We start from the raw sequence: 22,038 nt of genomic DNA, 5'->3' as shown, positions 1-22,038 counted from the left end.
TCGGCCGGGTGACCGACCAGCACCAGCAGACCAGGGTCCTGATCACCGGCGCCGGCTCCGGGCTCGGAGACGCCCTCGCCCGGGCCTGGGAGCAGCGGGGCGCCGACGTGCTCCGCACCGACCGCGCACCGGCCGACGGGATCCTGCCGCTCGACATCACCAGCGACGCCGACTGGGCCGCGGCCCGCGACCACGTCGAGCGGACCTGGGGTGGGCTGGACGTGCTCGTCAACAACGCCGGCATCGCCGGCGGCGGGCGGCTCGACGTGTCCGGGATCGACGAGTGGCAGCGGCTGGTCGACATCAACCTGCTCGGCGCGGTGCGCGGCACGGCGACGTTCACGCCCGTGTTCAAGCGGCAGGGGAGCGGCCGGATCGTCAACATCGCCTCGCTCGCCGGTCTCGTGCACCCCGCGGGGATGGGTGGCTACAACGCCACCAAGGCCGCGGTCGTCGCGCTCACCGAGACGACCGGACACGAGCTGGCGGCACACGGCGTGACCGCGCACGTCGTGTGCCCGTCGTACTTCCGCACCAACCTGATGGCCGCCGTCGAGGGACGCGACGCCGCGCTGCAGACGGTCATGACGAAGCTGGTCGAGGACGCGCCGCTGGGGCCCGACGAGATCGCGGCGGCGGTGCTCGACGGGATCGACGCCGGGACCGAGCTGATCGTGCCCGACGAGGCCGCGCGGGCGGCGTACCAGCTCAAGCTGGCCGACCGGGCGTCGTACGACGCCGTGATGCGCGCGCAGGCCCGCAAGCTGGACGCGGTGGCCGAGTGACCGGGGCGAGTGACGAGTCACGCCCGGTCCGCGAGGAGGACGCCTTCGACGTCGCCGCCGTCGAGACCTGGCTGGGCCGTGGCCCGATCGCCGAGGTGCGCCAGTTCCCCGGCGGGGCGTCCAACCTGACCTACCTGCTGCGCATGCAGGACGGGCCCGACCTGATCCTGCGGCGCCCGCCCGTCGGCACCAAGGCGAAGGGCGCCCACGACATGGGCCGCGAGTACCGGATCCAGGACGCCCTCGAGCCGGTCTTCCCGCAGGTGCCGGCGATGGCGGCGTACTGCACGGCGCAGGACAGCCCGATCGGCAGCGAGCTCTACGTGATGGAGCGGCTCGACGGGTTGATCCCGCGCCGCGAGTTCGGCTTCCCCGTCTCGCCGGAGCAGGCCGACGCGCTCTGCGCCGCCGCCGTCGACCTGCTGGTCGCCCTGCACGCGATCGACGTGGCCACCGTCCCGGGCCTGGCGACGCTCGACAAGGGCGCCGGGTACGTCGCGCGCCAGGTCGGCGGGTGGACCGCCCGGCTCGACAACGCCCGCACCGACGACACCGGTGACTGGTCCGACATCACCGGCTGGCTCGACGAGCACCAGCCGGTCGACGTCGGGCAGCGGATGATCCACAACGACTTCCGCTTCGACAACATGGTGCTCGACCCTGCGGACCCGACCCGGATCATCGGCCTCCTCGACTGGGAGCTCGCCACGGTCGGTGACCCGCTGATGGACCTGGGCTGCACGCTGGCCTACTGGGTCGAGGCCGACGACGACGAGTTCTTCCTCCTCTTCCGGCGCCAGCCCACGACCGCGCCGGGCATGTGGACCCGCCGCCAGGTGGTCGACGCCTACTGCGCCCGCACCGGCATCGCGCTGAGTGCCGCGCAGTGGAGCTTCTACGAGGTCTTCGGCCTGTTCCGGCTCGCGGTCATCGCCCAGCAGATCTGGTACCGCTACTTCCACGGCCAGACCAGCAACGAGGCGTACGCCTCGTTCGGTCCGGCCGTCGGCTACCTCGAGACGCGCTGCCGCCGGGTGATCGCCGCCGCGTCCGGGGGAGCGGCCTGATGGGCGTCCTGCTGCTGGTCCGCCACGGCCAGGCGTCCTTCGGCTCGGACGACTACGACGTGCTCTCCGACAATGGCTGGGAGCAGGGCCGGGTGCTCGGCCGCTGGCTCGCCAAGGAGGGTCCCGAGCCGGTCTCCGTCGTGCACGGCGGCATGCGCCGGCACCGCGAGACCTGGGAGGCGGTCGCCGAGGGCGCCGGCTGGACCGGCCTCCCGGGCTCCCCGCGGGCCGAGGTGGACGAGGACTGGGCGGAGTTCGACCACCTCGCCGTGCTCGCGCGCTTCGCCGAGGCGACCGGGGCGGCTGTCGACCACACCGCCGACCGGCGCGCCTTCCAGGAGCAGTTCGAGATCTCCACCGCCCACTGGGCCGCGGCCGGGCCCGACGGCGGCTACCCGGAGCCCTACGACGCCTTCGTCGGCCGGGCCCGCGCCGCCCTCGACGCCGCGGCCGCCCGGCCGGGCCCGACGCTCGTCGTCACGTCCGGTGGTGTCATCGCGGCGCTGGCCGCCCTGCTCGTCGTACCGGACACCGTGGCCGTCGGTCCCGTGTGGGCTCGGTTCAACACCGTCATCGCGAACACCTCGGTGACCCGGGTCATCGTGGGCGCGACCGGCGCCCGGCTGCTGACCTTCAACGAGCACCCGCACCTGCCGCGGACGCTGGTCACCTATCGCTGAGCCGATTGAGCAGGGCGGAGCGATGTAAGGTTACATCATGAGCCACCGCACGCAGATCACCCTGGAGGACGAGCAGTACGCCCGGCTCCGGAAGGAGGCGGCGCGCACCGGCCTGGGGCTCGCGGAGCTGGTCCGTCGAGCGATCGACGAGGTCTACGGCTCGAACACCGTCGCCGACCGGCTGCATCGCCTGGAGATCTCGTTCGGTGCCTGGGCACGGGTCGACCTCGCGCTCGGCGAGGCCGCGGACGACATCGGACCGCTCGACGGGCTGGACGGCGCCGACTACGTGGAGCGGTTGCGACCGGGCCTCGCGGCACGGTTGGCGCGATGACGGTCGTGCTCGACACGTCCGTCCTGATCGATCACCTGAGGGGGCGTGCGGAAGCACAGCAGGCCATGGCGGACGCCGTGCGTCGAGGTGAGGTACTCGCCGCGAGCGTCCTGTGCCGGACCGAGATCCTGGCCGGCATGAGGTCCACCGAGGAGGAGGCCACCCACGCCCTGCTGGCAGGTCTGGACTGGATCCCGGTCACGATCGACATCGCCGACCGTGCGGGGGCCTGGGCGCGACGGTTCCTGCGCTCCCATCCGGGCATCGACCCGGTGGACTACGTCATCGCGGCGACCACGGCGACCGTCGGCGGCCGGCTGTGGACGTGCAATGTCAAGCACTTCCCGATGTTCGCCGACCTCACGGCACCGTACTGATCCGACTAGGCCGTCATCGCGACCGTCCTCGGATCGGTCGGGGCGGCGGTGCTGCTCCCGGTGGCCGCGGTCGAGTGCCGCCGCGGCGAGCGGCTCGGCCGGGGACGCGGTCAGCTCTCCCTCGGGAGCGCCCGAGCGGCGCATGCCTCGCCGCGCCGGAGAGATGGCGCTGCCGATGGTATTCTCATGCCATGATCTCTGCCATCAGGACCACCATCGACGGTGCCGGGCGCATCGTCGTGCCCAAGGCGATCCGTGACGCCATGGGCCTGACCGGTGGCACCCGGGTCGACCTGTCCTTCGTCGACGGACGGATCGAGATCGAGCTGCCGCGCGCCGAGGTCGACATCGAGTTCCCTGAGGGCGGGCCGCCCCGGATCGTCTACAAGAACCTCCCCCCCGACGCGCCGCCGCTCACCGACGAGATGATCCGCGAGACCCTGGAGGCCGTGCGTGAGCGCCGCCTGTGACACCAGCCTCCTGGTCCCCACGCTCAACCCGCGCCATCCCGATCACGCCGCCGCCCTCGAGGTGTGGCCGCTCCTGACCGCCGTCCCGGCTCACGTGCTGCTCGAGACCTACAGTGTGCTGACCCGGGTCCAGGACCCCTACTGCATGTCGGGGAAGGATGTGGCCCGCGCGCTCGAGGGCGTGGGTCTGGCGGTGATCGGCCTGCCCGAGTCGCGCCAGGTCGAGTTGGTCGCCACCTTGGCCGCCGCGGACGTCGACGGCGGCGCGGTCTACGACGGTCTGGTCGGATCGACCGCCCTGCATCACGACGTCGAGCTGATCACCCGCGACCGTCGGGCCCGGTCGACGTACGACGCGCTGGGGGTGCGCTACCGGCTGATGTGAGCGTCGGTGGCATCCTGCCCTGGTGCGACGGGGTGCGGGGATGCGGAGAGCTCGGGTCGCGGCCACCGCCGTGCTGCTGGTGACCGGCGGTGGGTTGGCCGGAGCGGCGCCCTCACCGGCGCAGGCACCGGTCCCGACCTGCGCCGGCAAGCGGGCCACGATCGTCGACCCGTCCAAGGGCGACGACCGGATCGTCGGCACCCGCAAGCGGGACGTGATCGTGGCGGGGAGGGGCAAGGGCCGCGACGTGGTCCTCGGACTCGACGGCAACGACCTGATCTGCGGCGACGCGCGGACCCGGGTGATCGGCGGCAAGGGCGACGACACGATCTACGGCGCGGGGAGCGCCGACGGCGGCAAGGGCGCGGACCGGTTCCACGGCGTGGGCACCGCCCGCGGCGGCAAGGGCGCCGACCGGTACTGGGCGCCGCTGGGGGCGGGCTCGTTCGACGGCGGTCCGGGCTACGACCAGGTGACCTTCTACGAGGGGTACGTCCCCGGCACGACCTCCGGCGTCTACGTCAACCTCGCCACGGGCCAGGCCAGCGCCGAGACCGAGGTCGGGGGACTGCGGCTCCGGACCGCGCTCGCCGGCGTCGAGGAGGTCCGGGGCACGCCCGACGACGACCTGATCCTCGGCGACGCCTTCGACAACGTGCTGCGCGGCGGCGCCGGCAAGGACGTCCTCAACGGTCGAGGCGGGTACGACACCGTGATCGGCGGCCGGGGCACGGACTCGTGCACCGGGGAGATCCGCCAGGGCTGCGAGCGGTAGGGGGTCAGCCCTCCCGTCTCCCGGCCCGTCTCCCGTCTCCCTGGCTGACGCGGGCGCGGGCGCGGCCTCGGTTCGTGGGCAGGACCATACCGGGTATATAGTTCCTATACCCGGTATGTAGTCACCTCGAGGAGTCCTCCCCATGTCCGTCAAGCACGCGCTGTTGGCGCTGCTGGAGCAGCAGCCGATGTACGGCTACCAGCTGCGCGCCGAGTTCGAGCGGCGCACCGGCACCGCCTGGCCGCTGAACGTCGGGCAGGTCTACACGACCCTGACGCGCCTGGAGCGCGACGGACTCGCTGTCGCCGACGGTGAGGACGACGAGGGCCATGTTGTCTACCGGATCACCGACGGCGGCCGCGACGAGGTCGCGACCTGGTTCACCACGCCGGTCGCCCGCACCCAGCCGCCCCGCGACGAGCTCGCCATCAAGCTCGCCCTGGCGGTCACGGTCCCCGGCGTCGACGTCGGCACCGTCATCCAGCAGCAGCGCAGCGCGACGATGGCGTCGCTCCAGGACTACACCCGGCTCAAGCGCCGTGCGGCCGAGGCCGCCGACCGTGCCGAGCGGGCGGACCTCGCCTGGAGCCTGGTCCTGGACTCGCTGGTGTTCGGCGCCGAGGCCGAGATCCGGTGGCTCGACCACTGCGAGGCCCGGCTGCGGCGGGCCGCGGTCGAGCAGGGCCGCGAGGGCGCCCGCCCGGTCGAGGACGTCCCGGTTCCCCGTCCCGCGCGAGGCAGCAGATGAACGCCCGCGACGAGGACCAGGTCCGCCGCCTCGACCGCGCCGAGCGGCGGTGGCTCGCCGACGCGCGGGCCCGCCTGGAGCGCATCCGTGACGACCGACGCCTCTCCCCGAAGGAAGACCGATGAACCCCGTCCTGCAGCTCGCCGACGTCACCCGGGTGCACGGCACCGGAGCGGGAGAGGTCCACGCGCTGCGCGGGATCTCCTTCGCCGCCCACGCCGGCGAGCTGGTCGCGGTGATGGGCCCGTCCGGGTCCGGCAAGTCCACCCTGCTGACCATCGCCGGCGGCCTCGACCAGCCGACCGCCGGCGCGGTCCGGGTCGAGGGCACCGACCTGGTCGGCCTCGGCCAGCAGGAGCGCGCCCGGATGCGACGTACCTCGATCGGCTATGTCTTCCAGGGCTTCAACCTGATCCCGGCGCTGACCGCGGCCGAGAACGTCGCCCTGCCGCGCGAGCTCGACGGGGTGCCGGTCCGGACCGCCCGCGAGGAGGCGCTGCGGGCGCTGGAGGAGGTCGGCATCGCCGACCTGGCCGAGCGCTTCCCCGACGACATGTCGGGCGGCCAGCAGCAGCGGGTCGCGATCGCCCGGGCCGTGGTGGGCGAGCGGCGGCTGATCCTGGCCGACGAGCCGACCGGCGCCCTCGACACCGAGACCGGCGAGGGGATCCTCGAGCTGCTGCGGGCCCGGTGCGACGCGGGCGCCGCCGGGGTGCTGGTCACCCACGAGGCCCGCCACGCGGCGTGGGCGGACCGGGTCGTCTTCCTCCGCGACGGGGTCGTGGTTGACGAGACCGGCACCGACCGGGTCGAGGGCCTGACCGAGCGGGCCGACGCATGAGGGGTCCCACCCCCAGCGGCGCGCGTCTCGCCGGCTGGCGGATCGCGCTGCGCCTGGCCCGCCGCGAGGCGCTGCGCCGCCGCGCGCAGACCGCCCTGATGCTGGTCCTCGTCTGCCTGCCCGTCCTGGCCGTCGCCGCGGCCGCCGTCGTGTGGCGCACCGCGGACGTCTCCGGCGCCGAGGGCGTCGAGCGCCGGATGGGTACGGCGGCCGCCCTGGTCTACGGCAGCGGCACGACCGAGGTGCTGCAGTCGTTCGACCCCGACGGCGCGACCTCCTGGGTCGGCGAGGAGGAGCACGTCGCGACGGTGACCGAGGTCCGGCAGGTGCTGGGCGCCGATCGACCGCTCCTCCCGATCGCCCGGGAGTACCTCTCGTACGTCACCGACCGCGGCGTCGGTGACGTCGTCGTCACGCAGACCGACCTCGCCGCCCCCTTGGCCCGCGGCCTGTTCCGGCTCGAGGGCGGCCGGCTGCCGCGCACCACCGGCGAGGTCGTCGTCAACCCCGCCCTGGCCCGCCGCGGACCCGGACTCGGCGACACCCTCACCGCGCTGCGCCGTACCTCCGACGGCGAGACCCGCACCGAGCTGCGGATCGTGGGGATCGTCGAGAGCGCCACGACCCGCGACGAGGCCGTCGCGGGTGTGCTCCCGGGAGCGGTCGGCACCCCCGACGCCCCGCCGCAGTGGCTGGTCGGCGGCGACCCGGTGAGCTGGGACGACGTCCGCGCGCTCAACGCCGTCGGCCTGCTCGCCGCCTCCCGGCAGGTGCTCTCCGACCCGCCGCCCGCCTCGGCACTGCCGCCGGAGGTGGTGAGCGACGAGCCGGTCGACGAGACCGCGATGACCGCGCTGGTGCTGGTCGCGACCATGGTGCTGCTCGAGGTGGTGCTGCTCGCCGGGCCGGCCTTCGCCGTCCGGGCCCGGGCCCAGGCCCGCACCCTGGCCCTCGTCGCCGCCGCAGGCGGCACCCCGGCCCAGGCCCGGCGTACCGTGCTCGCCTCGGGGGTCGTGGTGGGCCTGCTCGGTGGCGCGCTCGGCACGGTGCTCGGCATCGGGGTCGGTGCGCTGCTGGTCCCGGTGGCCCAGCGCCTCCAGGGCACCTGGTTCGGGCCGTTCGAGGTGCCGTGGACGGTGCTGCTCGGGGTCGCGGGCTTCGGCCTCGCGGCCGCCGTGCTCGCCGCCGTGGTCCCGGCGTACTCCGCGTCCCGCAATGACGTCGTCGCCGTGCTCGCCGGACGGCGCGGGGAGGGCCGGACGTCGCGGCGCTCGCCCGTGCTGGGACTCGTCCTCATCGGCGCGGGCGTGGTGTCGGGCCTGGTCGGCTCCCGGGCGAGCGGTGCCTCGCCCGCGCTGGTCGGCGCGTCGGCCCTGCTGTCCGTCGTCGGCATGATCCTGCTCGTCGCGACCTCCGTGACGGCCGTGGGGAGGGCGGCCCGCCGGTTCCCGCTGGCCCTGCGCTTCGCCGCCCGCGACGCGGCCCGGCACCGCACCCGGACGGTCCCCGCCGTGGCGGCCGTCGGCGCGACCGTGGCCGGCGTGGTCGCCCTCGGCATCGCCCTCAGCAGCCAGCAGGCGGCCGACGAGCGGGACTACGACCCGCAGCTCGCCCACGGGTACGCCGCCACGCCGGTCGGCGGCGACGCCGACCCCGAGACGGTCCGCGGCGTGCTCGCCCAGCGCGTTCCGGGTGCCGAGATCGACGAGATCGCCGGTGTCCGCGGCGCCGGGGAGGGGACCTGGACGGACCTCTCGCTCGAGCTGGACGGCGAGCCGCTCGTGCTGCCGACCTTCGGCAGCCTCGGCTCCTCCTTCCTCGTCGGCACCTCCGTGCCTGCGGCCGTCGGCCTCGCGCCGGCCGAGCAGGCGGCGGCCGAGGAGGCGCTCGCCGCGGGGCGCCTGGTCGTGCTGGGCCGGTCCGCGGACCTCCCCGGCGGCCGGCTGCGTGCCGTCGTCCAGGTGACCGACGACGCCACCCAGGAGGTCCTGGACGAGCGCTTCCGTGACGTGGACGTCACCTCGGTGCGTTCGCCTGTAGCGCTCCCGGCGGCGGCCGGCATCGTGCCCCCGACGCTCGCCGACGAGCTCGGCCTGACGACCGCCACGACCGCATTGGTCGTCGCGCCGACCATCAGTGAGGCGGCCCAGGAGGATCTCGCGGAGGCGCTGGCGACCGTGGCGGGCGCGGGCGAGCTCTACGTCGAGCGCGGCTTCGTGCCCGACTCGGCGGTGCGGATCCTGCAGTGGGTGCTCGCCGTCCTCGGCGGGGTGATGATGCTCGGCGGCACGCTGACCGCCACCTTCCTCGCGCTCTCCGATGCCCGCCCCGACCTCGCCACCATGGCCGCGGTCGGTGCCCGGCCGCGGACCCGCCGCCGGGTCGCGGCGGCGTACGCCCTCGTCGTGGGGCTGGTCGGTGCCCTGCTCGGCGCGCCGATCGGGTTCGTCCCGGGCCTCGCGGTGAGCCGGCCGCTCTCCCGCGACGGCGACGGCGCGACCCTGCTCGCCGTACCGTGGCCGCTGGTCGCGGTCGTGGTGGTCGGGCTGCCGCTGCTCACCGCCGCCGCGGTCGGGCTGTGCGCACGGGGCCGGCTGCCGCTGGTGGCGCGGATCGACTGACCGCGTCGGGTGGGTGAGGGTGATCCCTGGGTCACTCTCACCTCGAGCTGCGCTCCTCCCACATTTAAAGTCAGGCTTGACTGTTTGTTTGTCCGGCGGCATGCTGGCGCCATGAGCACCCCTGCCGCCACCCGGGTCCCCCAGGAGGAGCGCACCCGGGTGATGCGGCAGCGGCTGATGGAGGCGACCGTCGAGCTGCTGGTGGAGAAGGGCTTCGGCGGGACGACGACCACGCTGGTCTCGGAGCGGGCCGGGGTGAGTCGCGGCGCGCAGCTGCACCACTTCCCGACCAAGAACGACCTCGTCGTCGCGGCGGTCGCGCACCTGACCGCGATCCGCGGCTCCGACCTGGAGGCGGCGGTGGCGAAGCTGCCCCGGGGCCAGGGCCGGACCGAGGCGGTCGTGCAGATGCTGGGCGAGCACTTCGCGTCGACGGTGTTCACCGCGGCGCTCGAGCTCTGGGTCGCCGCCCGCACCGACGACACGCTGCACCAGGCCGTCGCGCCGCTGGAGCAGCGCGTCGGTCGCGAGACGCACCGGCTCACGGTCGAGCTGCTCGGCATCGACGAGTCGCAGCCCGGTGCGCGCGAGCTGGTGCAGGCCACGCTCGACCTGGTGCGTGGCCTGGGTCTCGCCAACACGCTCGGCGACGACGCCCGTCGACGTCGCCGGATCCTCACCGAGTGGGCGCGCACGCTCGACGCCGCCCTGCACCCCAAGGAGAACCCGTGAGCCCCGTGAACCCCGTGAATAGGGTCCTCGACGACCTGCTCGTCGACCTCGCGACGGAGAGCCACCTGCTCCGCACGGCCGTCGCGACAGCCGACGCGTGGAGCCGGGCGACGCCGGCCCAGGGGTGGACGGTGGCCACGCAGGTCGCCCATCTGGTGTGGACCGACGAGGTGGCGACGATCGCCGCGGGTGCCGGGACCGAGAAGGGCAAGGCGGCGTGGGACGCCGTCGTACTGAAGGCGATCGAGAACCCGACCGGCTTCGTCGACGCCAGCGCGCACGAGCTAGCCGCCCTTCCTCCCGCCGAGCTGCTGGGCCGCTGGGACCTCGCCCGCGCGGGACTCGTCACGGCCCTGTGGGCCCAGCCCGCCGGCACCAGGATGCCGTGGTTCGGCCCCCCGATGTCGCCGACGTCGATGGCGACGGCCCGGTTCATGGAGACGTGGGCCCACGGGCTGGACGTCTACGAGACGATCGGCGCCGTGCCGGAGCCGACCGACCGGGTCCGGCACGTCGCCCACATCGGCGTCCGCACCCGCGACTTCGCCTACGCCAACAACGGCCTCGAAGCCCCCGCCGAGGAGTTCCGGGTCGAGCTGACCGGGCCCAGCGGTGCCGTCTGGACCTGGGGTCCCGAGGACGCCGCGCAGCGCGTCACGGGTGAGGCCTACGACTTCTGCCGGCTGGTCACCCAGCGCATCCACCGCGACGACACCAGCCTCAAGGCGGTCGGCGACGACGCCGAGAGGTGGCTGACCATCGCCCAGGCGTTCGCCGGTCCCGCCGGCGGCGGGAGGGACCCCCGATGACGGCACCGCTCAGGGTCGCCAACTGCAGCGGCTTCTACGGCGACCGCCTCTCCGCGCTGCGCGAGCAGCTCGAGGGCGGTGACATCGACGTCATCACCGGCGACTACCTCGCCGAGCTCACCATGCTCATCCTCGGCATGGACACCCTGCGCGACGCCGACCTCGGCTACGCGCGGACGTTCCTCAAGCAGTTGGAAGGCACCCTCGGCCTCGCGCTCGACAAGGGTGTCAAGATCGTCAGCAACGCCGGCGGGCTCAACCCCGCCGCGCTGGCCGCCAAGATCGAGGCGCTCGGCACCGGCGCCAAGGTCGCGTACGTCGAGGGCGACGACCTACGAGCGGCGAACCCCCCGATCGAAGGCATCAGTGACGGCGCCCTGACCGCCAACGCCTACCTCGGCGCGTTCGGCATCGCCTCGGCCCTCGCCAGGGGCGCCGACGTCGTCGTCACCGGCCGGGTCACCGACGCCAGCGTCGTCGTGGGCCCCGCGATCGCGCACCACGGCTGGACTCCGACCGACTACGACGCCCTGGCCGGTGCCGTCGTCGCGGGCCACGTCATCGAGTGCGGCACCCAGGCCACGGGCGGCAACTTCTCCGGGTTCCGGGAGCTGTTCCGCGCCGGGGCTCCGATGGACAAGCCGCTCGGCTTCCCGATCGCCGAGGTCGCCGCCGACGGCAGCAGCGTGATCACCAAGCACGCCGGCACCGGTGGCGCGGTCACCGTCGACACCGTCACCGCGCAGCTCCTCTACGAGATCCAGACGACGCGCTACCTCAACCCCGACGTGACCACCCGGCTCGACTCGATCCGCCTGCACCAGCAGGGCCCGGACCGTGTGGAGATCAGCGGTGTCACCGGCACCGCGCCGGCCGAGCAGCTGAAGGTCGCGGTCAACACGCTCGGCGGCTACCGCAACCAGGTCGAGTTCGTGCTCACCGGACTCGACATCGACGCCAAGGCCGAGTGGCTGCGCAGCCAGCTCGACCCGCAGCTCACCGCGGCCGACGTCACCTGGACCCAGACCCCCGCACGCACCGGCGATGCCGACACCGAGGAGGGCGCCTCGGTCATCCTGCGCTGCATCGGCAAGGACCCCGAGGCGGGCCCGCTCGGCAAGCCGTTCACCGGCCCCGCGGTCGAGCTCGCCCTGGCGTCGTACCCCGGGTTCACGATGACCAGCCCGCCCCAGAAGCCCAGCCCGTTCGGCGTCTACACGCCCGCGTACGTCGACCGCGGGACCGTCGAGCACACGGTCGTCCACCACGACGGGACCCGCGAGGTGATCGCCGACCCGACCGTGTTCGCCGACCCGGCCGAGCTCGACCCGACGCTCGGCACGCGCCCGTCGCCGTACCCCGCTCCGACGGACACGATCACCCGCCGGATGCCGCTGGGCACCTTCGTGCACGCGCGCTCCGGCGACAAGGGCGGCAACGCCAACCTCGGGCTGTGGGTGAAGCACGACGGCTCGCCGAAGTACGAGGCGCGCGTGCAGTGGCTGGCGAAGATCGTCAAGGACCGCAAGATCCGCGAGCTGGTGCCCGAGGCCAAGGACCTCGACATCGACGTCTACGTGCTGCCCAACCTCGGCGCGGTCAACGTCGTCATCCACGGCCTGCTCGGCGACGGCGTCGCCGCGTCCACCCGGTTCGACCCCCAGGCCAAGGGCCTCGGCGAGTGGGTCCGCAGCCGGATCGTCCACATCCAGGAGGACTTGGTATGAGCGACCCCTGGTGTGCCGAGAGCCTGCGGTTTGGTCCCAAACCGCAGGTTTCGGGGCCGATTTCCTGCGGTTTGGGACCAAACCGCAGCACCACCGCGCCGGAGGACAGCCGATGAGATGGAGCGAGGAGCGCCTGGCGCTCAAGGAGTCGGCGACGGAGTTCGCGCGGCGCGAGATCATGCCCAGCCTGCAGGAGTGGGAGGACGCCGGCGAGCTGCCGCGCAGCCTCACCGAGGCGGCGGCGAAGGCGGGCCTGCTCGCGGTCGGCTACCCGGAGTCCACAGGCGGCGAGGGCGGTGACCTGCTCGACGCGTGCGCGCTGCAGGAGGGGCTGATGGAGGCGGGTGCGTCCGGTGGGCTGATGGCCTCGCTGTTCACGCACGGCATCTCGGTGCCGCACATGGTGGAGAACGGCTCGCCGTACCTCATCGACCGCTACGTCCGCCCCACCCTGGCCGGCGAGAAGATCGGCAGCCTCGCCATCACCGAGCCCGGCGGCGGCTCCGACGTCGCGGGCATCACCACCCGGGCGGTGCGCGACGGCGACCACTACGTCATCAACGGCGCCAAGACGTTCATCACCTCCGCGGTCCGCGGCGACTATGTCGTCACCGCCTGCCGCACCGGCGAGTCTGCATCACCTGGGCATGCCGGCATCTCGCTGATCGTCGTCGACAAGGGGACGCCGGGCTTCACCGTCCAGCGCTCGCTGAAGAAGATGGGCTGGCACTGCTCCGACACCGCCGAGCTGTCGTACGTCGACGCGCGCGTCCCGGTGGAGAACCTGGTCGGGCAGGAGAACCAGGGCTTCTACTACATCGCCCAGCAGTTCGTGGTGGAGCGGATCTTCCTCGCGCTGATGGGCTACGGCCACGCCAAGCGCTGCCTCGACCTGGCCGCGGCCTACACCCGCGACCGCGAGACCTTCGGCAAGCCGCTCAACAAGAACCAGGTCGTGCGCGCCCAGCTGGTCGAGATGCACCGCCAGGTCGAGGTCGCGCGCACCTACACGCTCGACGTCGCTGCGCGCCACGTCGCCGGCGAGAACGTCGTCGCCGAGGCCTGCCTGGCCAAGCAGACCGCCGTCGACACCGCCGTCGCGGTCTCCGACATCGCGGTCCAGCTGCACGGCGGCGCCGGCTACATGCACGGCACCGAGGTCGAGCGGCACTACCGCGACGCCCGGCTGCTGCCGATCGGCGGCGGTGCCACCGAGGTGCTCACCGACCTCGCCGCCAAGTTGTTGGGATATGCCGGATGAGCCTGCTGAAGCCGCTGGGCGGCGAGGTCACCGTGCACATGAGGGCGCCGGTCGAGGACGTCTGGGCACTGGTCAGCGATGTGACCCGGATCGGCGAGTTCTCGCCCGAGACGTTCGAGGCCGCGTGGACCCACGGCGCCACCGGCCCCGTGGTCGGCGCGCGGTTCAAGGGACACGTCAAGCGCAACGGCGTGGGACCGACCTACTGGACGCCGTGCACGGTCACGAAGGCCGACGAGCCCGGCAGCAACGGGGAGGGCGTGTTCGAGTTCGCCGTCGGTCTCGACGGCAACGCCCTCAACACCTGGGGCTATCGGATGCAGCCCGAGAACGGCGGCACCAGCGTCACCGAGTACTTCCGGCTCACGCCGGCCTGGTTCATGCGCGGCTACTGGCTCGTGCTGGGCCGGTTGCGCGGCAAGACCAACGAGCGCGGCATGCGCACGACCCTGGAGAGGATGAAGTCGGTGCTTGAGGGAGGGAACGAGGCATGACCACGAGCCAGACCGAGACCGAGTCACCGGAGCAGACCCGGCGTACGGCGATGGAGGCCAAGCTCGCCGACCTGCATGCCGAGCAGGCCAAGGCGGTGGAGGCCGGCGGCAAGTACATCGCCCGCCACCGGGAGCGCGGCAAGCTGACCGCCCGCGAGCGGATCGACCTGCTCGTCGACGAGGGCTCGGCCTTCCTCGAGCTGATGCCGCTGGCCGGCTGGGGCAGCGACTTCGCGGTCGGCGCCTCGCTGGTCACGGGGATCGGCGTGGTCGAGGGCGTGGAGTGCATGATCGTCGCCAACGACCCGACGGTGAAGGGCGGCGCGCTCAACCCGTGGTCGTTGAAGAAGTCCTTCCGGGCCGGTGAGATCGCGGAGAAGAACCTGCTCCCGATGATCAACCTCACCGAGTCCGGCGGGGCCGATCTCCCCACGCAGAAGGAGATCTTCATCCCCGGCGGCCGCGGCTTCCGCGATCTCACCCGGGCCAGCGCCCGCAAGCAGCCGACCATCTCGGTCGTGTTCGGCAACTCGACCGCGGGCGGCGCGTACGTCCCCGGCATGAGTGACTACGTGATCATGGTCAAGGAGCAGGCCAAGGTCTTCCTGGCCGGCCCGCCGCTGGTGAAGATGGCGACCGGTGAGGAGTCCGACGACGAGACCCTCGGCGGCGCCGAGATGCACTCGCGGGTCTCCGGCTCCTCCGACTTCCTCGCCCTCGACGAGTACGACGCGATCCGGCTCGCCCGTCGTACCGTCGCCCGGCTCAACTGGCGCAAGGCCGGGGCGGTCCCGACCGCCACGTTCGCCGAGCCCGACCTCGACCCCGAGGACCTGCTCGACCTGATCCCCACCGACCTCAAGGAGCCCTTCGACCCGCGCGAGGCGATCCTGCGGATCGTCGACGGCACGGGTCCGGGCAACCCCGGTGGTGCAGCCGCTTTCGACGAGTTCAAGCCCTTGTATGGGACGGCGCTCTGTGTCGGCTGGGCCCAGCTCCACGGCCACCCGATCGGCATCCTCGCCAACGCGCGCGGCGTGCTGATGAGCGAGGAGGCGCAGAAGGCGGCCCAGTTCATCCAGCTGGCCAACCAGAAGGACACCCCGCTGCTCTTCCTGCACAACACGACCGGCTACATGGTCGGCGCGGAGTACGAGCAGGGCGGCATCATCAAGCACGGCGCGATGATGATCAACGCGGTCTCCAACTCGAAGGTGCCGCACCTGACGGTGATCATGGGCGCGTCCTACGGCGCCGGCAACTACGGCATGAACGGCCGCGCCTACGACCCGCGCTTCCTCTTCACCTGGCCCTCCGCGAAGTCGTCGGTGATGGGCCCGGCCCAGCTCGCCGGCGTGCTCGAGATCGTGGCGCGCGAGTCCGCGGAGAAGAAGGGCCAGCCCTTCGACGCCGAGGGCTTCGTCGCCGTCAAGCAGATGGTCGAGGAGCAGATCGAGGAGCAGTCGCTGCCGTACGTGCTGTCCGGGATGGTCTACGACGACGGCGTCATCGACCCGCGCGACACCCGGACGGTGCTGGGCATCTGCCTGTCAGTGATCGACAACCAGCCGATCGAGGGCGCCATGAACTTCGGCGTCTTCCGGATGTGAGGCGCTGCGCGCATGAAGGCATCGAGCGGCTTCGCCGCACACCTTGGCTGCTCCGACCAACCGGGCTCGCTTCGCTCGCGGTTGGTCGGGCAAACACTCGCAAGCTCGCGTTTGCAGAGGGGCTGAACTCATGACCATCACCCGACTCCTGGTCGCCAACCGCGGCGAGATCGCCCGCCGGGTCTTCCGCACCTGCCGTGACCTCGGCATCGAGACCGTGGCCGTGCACTCGGACGCCGACGCGGGGATGCCGTTCGTGCGCGACGCGGACGCCGCCGTACGCCTGCCGGGGAACACGCCGGCCGAGACCTATCTGCGCGGCGACCTCGTCATCGAGGCCGCGCGGAAGGCAGGCGCCGACGCGATCCACCCGGGCTACGGCTTCCTCTCCGAGAACGCCGACTTCGCCCGGCAGGTCATCGAGGCCGGACTGACCTGGGTCGGTCCGGCGCCCGAGTCGATCACCGCGATGGGCGACAAGGTCCGCTCCAAGGAGCTCATGCACGCCGCGGGCGTGCCGGTCCTCGGCCAGCTGGAGCCGGCCGCCGTCACCTCCTTCGAGCTGCCGGTCATCGTCAAGGCCTCCGCGGGTGGTGGTGGCCGCGGCATGCGGATCGTGCGCGACGTCGCCCAGATCGAGGCCGAGGTCGCCATCGCGTCGGCCGAGGCGGCATCCGCCTTCGGCGACGGCACCGTCTTCGTCGAGACGTACGTCGAGGACGGGCGCCACATCGAGGTCCAGGTGCTCGGCACCCCCGACGGCACCGTCGTGCTGGGGGAGCGGGACTGCTCGGTCCAGCGCCGGCACCAGAAGGTGATCGAGGAAGCCCCGGCGCCCGGCCTGCCGGACGCGACCCGCAAGGCCCTGCACGAGGCGGCGCGAGCCGCGGCGGAGGCGATCGACTATCGCGGCGCGGGCACGGTCGAGTTCCTCTACTCCCCGAGCTCGGACCGCTTCTACTTCCTGGAGATGAACACCCGCCTCCAGGTCGAGCACCCGGTCACCGAGGCGGTGTACGGCGTCGACCTGGTCGCGTTGCAGATCGCGGTGGCCGAGGGCCACGCACCGGTCGTCGCCGTCGGTGAGCCGAACGGCCACGCCGTCGAGGTGCGGCTGTACGCCGAGGACCCGGCGCACGACTACCAGCCGCAGAGCGGGCGGATCGCCCGGTTCGAGGTGCCGGGGGTGGTCTCCACGTTCGCCGGGCCGTCGTCGTACGGGATCCGGCTCGACTCGGGTGTCGGCTCCGGCGACGAGATCGGCACGTTCTACGACGCGATGATCGCGAAGGTGATCGTGCACGCGCCGACCCGGGAGCAGGCGCTGAGGCAGCTCGCCGGCGCGCTCGCGAGGGCGGAGCTGCACGGGCTGGTCACCAACCGCGACCTGCTGGTCAACCTGCTCCGCGACCCGGTGTTCGCGGGCGCCACGATGAGCACGACCTGGCTCGACACGGCCGACCTGGCGGCGCTCGCGGGCGCTCCGGGTGGCGAGGGCACGGTGGAGATCTCCGCCTTCGCGGCGGCGGTCGCCCTGGCCGAGGCCGCGCGGCTCGCTCGTCCCGTGCAGAGCCGGATCCCCGCCGGGTGGCGCAATGTCGTCTCGGCGCCGCAGGTGACGACCTTCCTGCGCGGCGTCTCGGGCGACGACGAGATCGCCGTGCGCTGGTACGGCGGCCGCTCGTTCCGCTCCGCCGACCTTGAGTGCGTGGTCGTCACGGATGCGAGCGCCGACCATGCGACGATCCAGGTCGACGGCGTGGCCCGCACGTTCACCGTGTTCACCGATCCCGCCGACCCCGACCGGGTGGACGTCGAGTCCGCGCTCGGCCACGTGGCGCTGCGCCGCAAGCCGCGCTTCGTCGATCCCTCCTCCCAGGTCGCGGAGGGCTCGCTGCTGGCGCCGATGCCGGGCAGCGTGATCGCGGTCCGCGCGGCGCTCGGGGACGTCGTACGGGAGGGCCAGCCCATCCTCGTGATGGAGGCCATGAAGATGCAGCACACCATCGCGGCGCCCTACACGGGCACCGTCACCGAGCTGTCGGCGAGCGCCGGTCAGCAGGTCGAGGCGGGCGCCGTGCTCGCCGTCGTGGAGCCGGCCGAGGCCGCCTCGGAGGAGGAGAGCGCAGGATGACCCAGACGATGTTCACCGAGCCGGAGGAGCGCGTCGCGCTGCGCGAGGCGGTCAAGAAGCTGGCCGGCAAGTACGGCCGCGAGTACGTCGAGAAGCAGGCCCGCGAGGGCGGCAAGATGACCGACATGTGGCTGGAGATGGGCCGCAACGGCTTCCTGGGCGTCAACATCGCCGAGCAGTACGGCGGTGGGGGCGGCGGCATGGCCGACCTGGCCGCGGTCCTCGAGGAGTCGGCCGCGGCCGGCGCGCCGCTGCTGATGATGGTGGTCTCGCCCGCGATCTGCGGCTCGATCATCACCCGTTGCGGCACCGAGGAGCAGAAGGAGCGCTGGCTCCCGAAGATCGCGGACGGCACGCACCTGATGGCCTTCGGCATCACCGAGGCCGACGCCGGGTCCAACTCCCACCAGATCACCACGACCGCCACCCGCGACGGCGACCAGTGGGTGATCTCCGGGCAGAAGACCTTCATCTCCGGCGTCGACGAGGCGCAGTCGGTGCTCATCGTCTCGCGCACCGAGGACGCCAAGACCGGCAAGCTCAAGCCGGCCCTCTTTGTCGTACCGACGGACGCTCCGGGGTTCACCAAGCAGCCGATCCCGATGTCGTGGCAGGCGCCCGAGAAGCAGTTCACCCTCTTCCTCGACGACGTGCGGGTCCCCGCGGACGCGCTGGTGGGCGACGAGGACGGCGGCCTCTGGCAGCTCTTCGCCGGCCTCAACCCCGAGCGGATCATGGGTGGCGCGTTCTCCTGCGGGATCGCGCGCTACGCGCTGGAGAAGGCGGTCGACTACGCCAAGGAGCGCTCGGTCTGGAAGGACCAGCCGATCGGCGCCCACCAGGGCATCGCCCACCCCCTGGCCAAGGTGAAGATCGAGCTGGAGCAGGCCCGCCTGCTCTGGCAGAAGGCCGCCGCGCTCTACGACGCCGGCGACGACTTCACCGCCGGCGAGTACGCCAACATGGCCAAGTACGCCGGCGGCGAGGTCGCCTGCAACGCCACCGACGTCGCCGTCCACACCCACGGTGGCAACGGCCTGACCCAGGAGTACGGCCTCGGCAACATGCTCGTCGCCGCGCGGCTGGGTCGGATCGCGCCCGTCAGCCGGGAGATGATCCTCAACTTCGTGGCGATGCACTCGTTGGGGCTGCCGAAGTCGTACTGAGTCCCCGTCGTACCGGACAAATCGGTCGTGAACCAGGCGATTTCACGACCGTTTTGTCCGGTACGACGCTCACCCAGCGATGGCAGGGTCAGGCGCGCAGGTCGTCGCGGCGGATCTTCCCCGTGGCGGTCTTGGGCAGCTCGGCGACCAGGTGCACCTCGCGCGGTGCCTTGTACGCCGCCAGCCGGGTGCGGGTGTGCGCGATCAGCTCGCGGGGGGTGGCGGTGCGGCCGGCGGCGAGGACGACGTGGGCGACCACGGCCTCGCCGCGGTAGTCGTCGGGGCGGCCGACGACGGCGGCCTCGTGGACGGCGGGGTGCTCGTAGAGGACGTCCTCGACCTCGCGCGGCCAGACCTTGTAGCCGGAGACGTTGATCTGGTCCTTGAGCCGGTCGACCAGATAGATCCAGCCGTCGGCGTCGGCGACCACGACGTCACCGGTGTGCAGCCGGCCCTCCGGCATCGTCCGTGCGGTCGCCTCGGGGTTGCGCCAGTAGCCGGGCACCACCTGGCTGCCGCTCAGCACCAGCTCTCCCGGCTCATCGGGCGCTGCCGGCGAGCCCGCGTCGGTGACCACCTCGATGCCGACGCCGGGGAGGGCGCGGCCGATCGCGACGGCGCCGGAGAGCGGGTCGACGGGGGCGGCGACGCCGAGGGGGACGGCGACGACGGCCGAGGTGGACTCGGTCATGCCGTAGACGTTGTGGATCGCGATCCCGAAGCGGTCGCGGAAGCGGTCGAGCGAGGCCTGGGGCACGGGGGCGCCGCCGGTGTAGACGGCGCGCAGCGACGCGAGGTGGCCGCGGCCGGCCCACGCCACCTGCTCGATCGCGTGGAACGCGGTGATCGAGGCGATGGTGAACGTCGCCCCCTCGGCCTCGATGGTGGTCACCGCGTCGGCCGGGTCGAAGCGTCCCGACAGGGCGAGGGTCGCGCCGCCGACCAGGGCGAGGGCGGCCGAGGCGACGGCGCCGGTGATGTGGAAGAGCGGGGCGGCGGCGTACACGACGTCGTCCGGGGTCAGCTCGATCCAGGCGCCGAACCTCTCGACGGTGGCGAGCACGTTGGCGTGGGTGTTCATCGCGCCCTTGGGCGGGCCCGTCGTACCGGACGTGTAGGTCAGCATCGCCAGGTCGTCGGGACCCACCGGGTGCTCCGGTACGACGGCGCCCGCGTGCGCCGCGACGACGTCGGTCAGCTCGGGGTCGTCGTCGGCCACACCGAGCCACCAACCCACGGCGGTGCTCGCCGCGGCCGATCGCAGTGCCTCGACGTCGGAGGCGGCCGTGATCACGCCGACCGCGCCGGAGTCGGCGAGCAGGTGGTGCAGCTCGCGGTCGCGGTACATCGGGTTGGCGAGCACGCCGACCGCCCCGAGCCGCCACAGCGCCAGTAGCGCCAACGGGAACGCCGGCACGTTCTGCAGGTGCAGCGCGACCCGGTCTCCCGGGCCCACGCCCCGCCCCGCCAGGGCGGCGGCGAGGGCGCCGGCGTCGGCGTCGAGCTCCGCGGCGCTCCAGCGCCGACCGCGGTGGCTCAGGGCCACGTGGTCCGGCGCCGCGAGCACCCGCGCCCGCCAGGCCGAGGCCAGCGAGGTCGGTGCGCTCACTGCAGGTTCCGCGGCAGCGTCACGTGCCGCGGCGAGAGCTCCGCGACCGAGCGCGCGCCGAGCAGTCGCATGGTGCGCGCCAGCTGGGTCTCCAGGATCGAGATGCTGCGCTCGACGCCCGGCAGCCCGCCGGCCATCAGGCCGTAGAGGTAGGCCCGGCCGATGAGCACGAAGTCGGCGCCGAGCGCGAGCGCGGCGGCGATGTCCTGGCCGTGCATGACGCCGGTGTCGAGGATGATCTCGGCGTCGGTGCCCAGGGCGGCGCGGGTCGCGGGCAGCAGGGTCAGGGGGACGGGCGCGCGGTCGAGCTGGCGGCCGCCGTGGTTGGAGAGGATCACGGCGTCGGCACCGGCGTCGACGGCGCGGCGCGCGTCCTCGACGGTCTGGATGCCCTTGACGACGAGCTTGCCGGGCCAGCGCTCGCGCAGCCAGGCGAGGTCGTCGAACGAGACCGACGGGTCGAACATCGCGTCGAGCAGCTCGGCGATCGTGCCCGACCAGCTGTTGAGCGAGGCGAACGTCAGCGGCGGCGTCGTCAGCAGGTCGACCCACCAGCGCGGCCGCGGGATCGCGTCCAGGACCGTGCGCGGCGTGAGGGTGGGCGGGATCGTCATGCCGTTGCGGACGTCGCGCAGCCGCGCGCCGGCGACCGGGACGTCGACGGTGACGACGAGCGTGTCGTAGCCGGCGGCCGCGGCCCGGTCGACCAGGCCGATGGAGCGCTCCCGGTCGGTCCACATGTAGAGCTGGAACCAGCGCCGGGCGCCGGGAGCGGCGGCGGCGACGTCCTCCAGCGAGGTCGTGGCCATCGTCGAGAGCGTGTAGGGGATGCCGGCCCGCTGGGCGGCGACCGCGCCGGCGATCTCGCCCTCGGTGTGCATCAGCCGGGTGAAGCCCGTGGGTGCGATGCCGAAGGGCAGCCGGCTGGTCGCGCCGAGGATCTCGACCGACGTGTCGAGCGTGCTCACGTCGCGAAGGATCTCGGGGTGGAACGTCAGCTCGCGGAAGGTGGCGCGGGCGCGCTCGAGCGAGAGCTCCGCGTCGGCGGCACCGTCGGTGTAGTCGAACGCCGCCCGGGGCGTACGCCGCCGCGCCATCGCGCGCAGCTCCTCGATGGTGTGCGCCTGGGCGAGCCGGTGGTGGCGTCCGAAGGCGGGACGGCGGAACCGGATGAGCGGGGCCAGGTCGCCCCAGCGGGGGAACCGGCGCGGCGTACGCGGCATCTCCACCTGTTCACATCCTTGAACTTTGGTTCGCATACTTGACATGTGATGGACGATACACGAGGCTGGGGCCATCCGCCGAGCACGTCCGTTGCCGGACGACGGTGGACATCGCGAGGGATCCGACGCCCGGTGCCACCGCCCCCCGGCGGGCACCGCGGCCTGCCCCGACACGCCCGTCGCGTGCCCG

The 22,038-nt window shown here is 72.9% G+C and carries 22 protein-coding genes; 20 read left to right on the top strand and 2 right to left on the bottom strand.

All coding sequences use genetic code 11. The features are described 5' to 3' along the window. The first annotated feature begins 8 nt into the window (after positions 1-8). The 20 genes from KVF89_RS21965 to KVF89_RS21870 all read left to right on the top strand — a co-directional run bounded on the left by KVF89_RS21965 (position 9) and on the right by KVF89_RS21870 (position 19,016). Positions 9-785, top strand: a complete 777-nt coding sequence (locus KVF89_RS21965; RefSeq protein WP_257428656.1) for an SDR family NAD(P)-dependent oxidoreductase — start codon at positions 9-11, stop codon at positions 783-785. After that, a complete protein-coding gene (locus KVF89_RS21960) occupies positions 782-1,852 on the top strand; it encodes a phosphotransferase family protein (protein WP_257428655.1) in 1,071 nt (356 codons plus the stop codon). Before KVF89_RS21965 ends, KVF89_RS21960 begins: the two co-directional genes overlap by 4 nt. Then, a complete protein-coding gene (locus KVF89_RS21955; protein WP_257428653.1) occupies positions 1,852-2,532 on the top strand; it encodes a histidine phosphatase family protein in 681 nt (226 codons plus the stop codon). The genes KVF89_RS21960 and KVF89_RS21955 overlap by 1 nt, the downstream gene beginning before the upstream one ends. Positions 2,533-2,569: 37 nt before the next feature. Next, positions 2,570-2,866 carry a ribbon-helix-helix protein, CopG family gene (locus KVF89_RS21950; protein WP_257428651.1) on the top strand — a complete coding sequence of 99 codons (297 nt, stop codon included), beginning with the start codon at positions 2,570-2,572 and terminating at the stop codon, positions 2,864-2,866. Beyond that, positions 2,863-3,243, top strand: a complete 381-nt coding sequence (locus KVF89_RS21945; protein WP_257428648.1) for a type II toxin-antitoxin system VapC family toxin — start codon at positions 2,863-2,865, stop codon at positions 3,241-3,243. The genes KVF89_RS21950 and KVF89_RS21945 overlap by 4 nt, the downstream gene beginning before the upstream one ends. A 191-nt stretch (positions 3,244-3,434) precedes the next feature. Continuing rightward, entirely contained in the window at positions 3,435-3,713 is a 279-nt protein-coding gene (locus tag KVF89_RS21940) for an AbrB/MazE/SpoVT family DNA-binding domain-containing protein (protein WP_257428646.1), read from the top strand. Then, on the top strand, positions 3,697-4,098 hold the full coding sequence (locus tag KVF89_RS21935; RefSeq protein ID WP_257428644.1) for a PIN domain-containing protein: 402 nt from the start codon (positions 3,697-3,699) through the stop codon (positions 4,096-4,098). The genes KVF89_RS21940 and KVF89_RS21935 overlap by 17 nt, the downstream gene beginning before the upstream one ends. Positions 4,099-4,138: 40 nt before the next feature. Next, positions 4,139-4,873, top strand: coding sequence for a calcium-binding protein (locus KVF89_RS21930; protein WP_257428642.1), 735 nt, complete (start codon positions 4,139-4,141; stop codon positions 4,871-4,873). Positions 4,874-5,015: 142 nt separating this feature from the next. Then, positions 5,016-5,621 (top strand): PadR family transcriptional regulator, encoded by a 606-nt coding sequence (locus KVF89_RS21925; protein WP_257428640.1) that lies wholly within the window; start codon positions 5,016-5,018, stop codon positions 5,619-5,621. Further along, a complete protein-coding gene (locus KVF89_RS21920) occupies positions 5,618-5,746 on the top strand; it encodes a hypothetical protein (RefSeq protein ID WP_257428638.1) in 129 nt (42 codons plus the stop codon). The genes KVF89_RS21925 and KVF89_RS21920 overlap by 4 nt, the downstream gene beginning before the upstream one ends. Beyond that, a complete protein-coding gene (locus KVF89_RS21915) occupies positions 5,743-6,462 on the top strand; it encodes an ABC transporter ATP-binding protein (RefSeq protein ID WP_257428636.1) in 720 nt (239 codons plus the stop codon). Before KVF89_RS21920 ends, KVF89_RS21915 begins: the two co-directional genes overlap by 4 nt. Then, the gene (locus tag KVF89_RS21910) at positions 6,459-9,083 is read left to right on the top strand and encodes an FtsX-like permease family protein (RefSeq protein ID WP_257428635.1); all 2,625 of its coding nucleotides are present in this window, start codon (positions 6,459-6,461) and stop codon (positions 9,081-9,083) included. The genes KVF89_RS21915 and KVF89_RS21910 overlap by 4 nt, the downstream gene beginning before the upstream one ends. A 111-nt stretch (positions 9,084-9,194) precedes the next feature. Next, positions 9,195-9,815, top strand: coding sequence for a TetR/AcrR family transcriptional regulator (locus KVF89_RS21905; RefSeq protein WP_257428634.1), 621 nt, complete (start codon positions 9,195-9,197; stop codon positions 9,813-9,815). Next, positions 9,812-10,624, top strand: coding sequence for a TIGR03084 family metal-binding protein (locus KVF89_RS21900; protein ID WP_257428633.1), 813 nt, complete (start codon positions 9,812-9,814; stop codon positions 10,622-10,624). The genes KVF89_RS21905 and KVF89_RS21900 overlap by 4 nt, the downstream gene beginning before the upstream one ends. After that, positions 10,621-12,351 (top strand): acyclic terpene utilization AtuA family protein, encoded by a 1,731-nt coding sequence (locus tag KVF89_RS21895; RefSeq protein ID WP_257428631.1) that lies wholly within the window; start codon positions 10,621-10,623, stop codon positions 12,349-12,351. Before KVF89_RS21900 ends, KVF89_RS21895 begins: the two co-directional genes overlap by 4 nt. A gap of 112 nt (positions 12,352-12,463) precedes the next feature. Continuing rightward, positions 12,464-13,612 carry an acyl-CoA dehydrogenase family protein gene (locus KVF89_RS21890; protein ID WP_257428630.1) on the top strand — a complete coding sequence of 383 codons (1,149 nt, stop codon included), beginning with the start codon at positions 12,464-12,466 and terminating at the stop codon, positions 13,610-13,612. Continuing rightward, positions 13,609-14,106, top strand: coding sequence for an SRPBCC family protein (locus KVF89_RS21885; protein ID WP_257428629.1), 498 nt, complete (start codon positions 13,609-13,611; stop codon positions 14,104-14,106). The genes KVF89_RS21890 and KVF89_RS21885 overlap by 4 nt, the downstream gene beginning before the upstream one ends. Beyond that, positions 14,103-15,716 carry an acyl-CoA carboxylase subunit beta gene (locus KVF89_RS21880; protein WP_257428627.1) on the top strand — a complete coding sequence of 538 codons (1,614 nt, stop codon included), beginning with the start codon at positions 14,103-14,105 and terminating at the stop codon, positions 15,714-15,716. Before KVF89_RS21885 ends, KVF89_RS21880 begins: the two co-directional genes overlap by 4 nt. Positions 15,717-15,846: 130 nt before the next feature. After that, entirely contained in the window at positions 15,847-17,850 is a 2,004-nt protein-coding gene (locus KVF89_RS21875; protein ID WP_257428625.1) for an acetyl/propionyl/methylcrotonyl-CoA carboxylase subunit alpha, read from the top strand. After that, positions 17,847-19,016 carry an acyl-CoA dehydrogenase family protein gene (locus tag KVF89_RS21870; RefSeq protein ID WP_257428624.1) on the top strand — a complete coding sequence of 390 codons (1,170 nt, stop codon included), beginning with the start codon at positions 17,847-17,849 and terminating at the stop codon, positions 19,014-19,016. The genes KVF89_RS21875 and KVF89_RS21870 overlap by 4 nt, the downstream gene beginning before the upstream one ends. 88 nt (positions 19,017-19,104) lie before the next feature. On the opposite strand, the gene KVF89_RS21865 is transcribed toward KVF89_RS21870, so the two are convergent. Continuing rightward, a complete protein-coding gene (locus tag KVF89_RS21865; protein ID WP_257428623.1) occupies positions 19,105-20,625 on the bottom strand; it encodes a class I adenylate-forming enzyme family protein in 1,521 nt (506 codons plus the stop codon). Beyond that, positions 20,622-21,848: an alpha-hydroxy acid oxidase gene (locus KVF89_RS21860; protein ID WP_257429173.1), complete on the bottom strand. Its 1,227-nt coding sequence runs from the start codon at positions 21,846-21,848 to the stop codon at positions 20,622-20,624. The genes KVF89_RS21865 and KVF89_RS21860 overlap by 4 nt, the downstream gene beginning before the upstream one ends. Positions 21,849-22,038 lie beyond the last annotated feature (190 nt).

It is taken from the genome of Nocardioides carbamazepini (genome assembly GCF_024614185.1).
GTDB classification, from domain to species: Bacteria; Actinomycetota; Actinomycetes; order Propionibacteriales; family Nocardioidaceae; genus Nocardioides; species Nocardioides carbamazepini.
The sequence above is the reverse complement of the archived record's forward strand: the minus strand, read 5'-3'. Positions and strand labels throughout refer to the sequence as shown.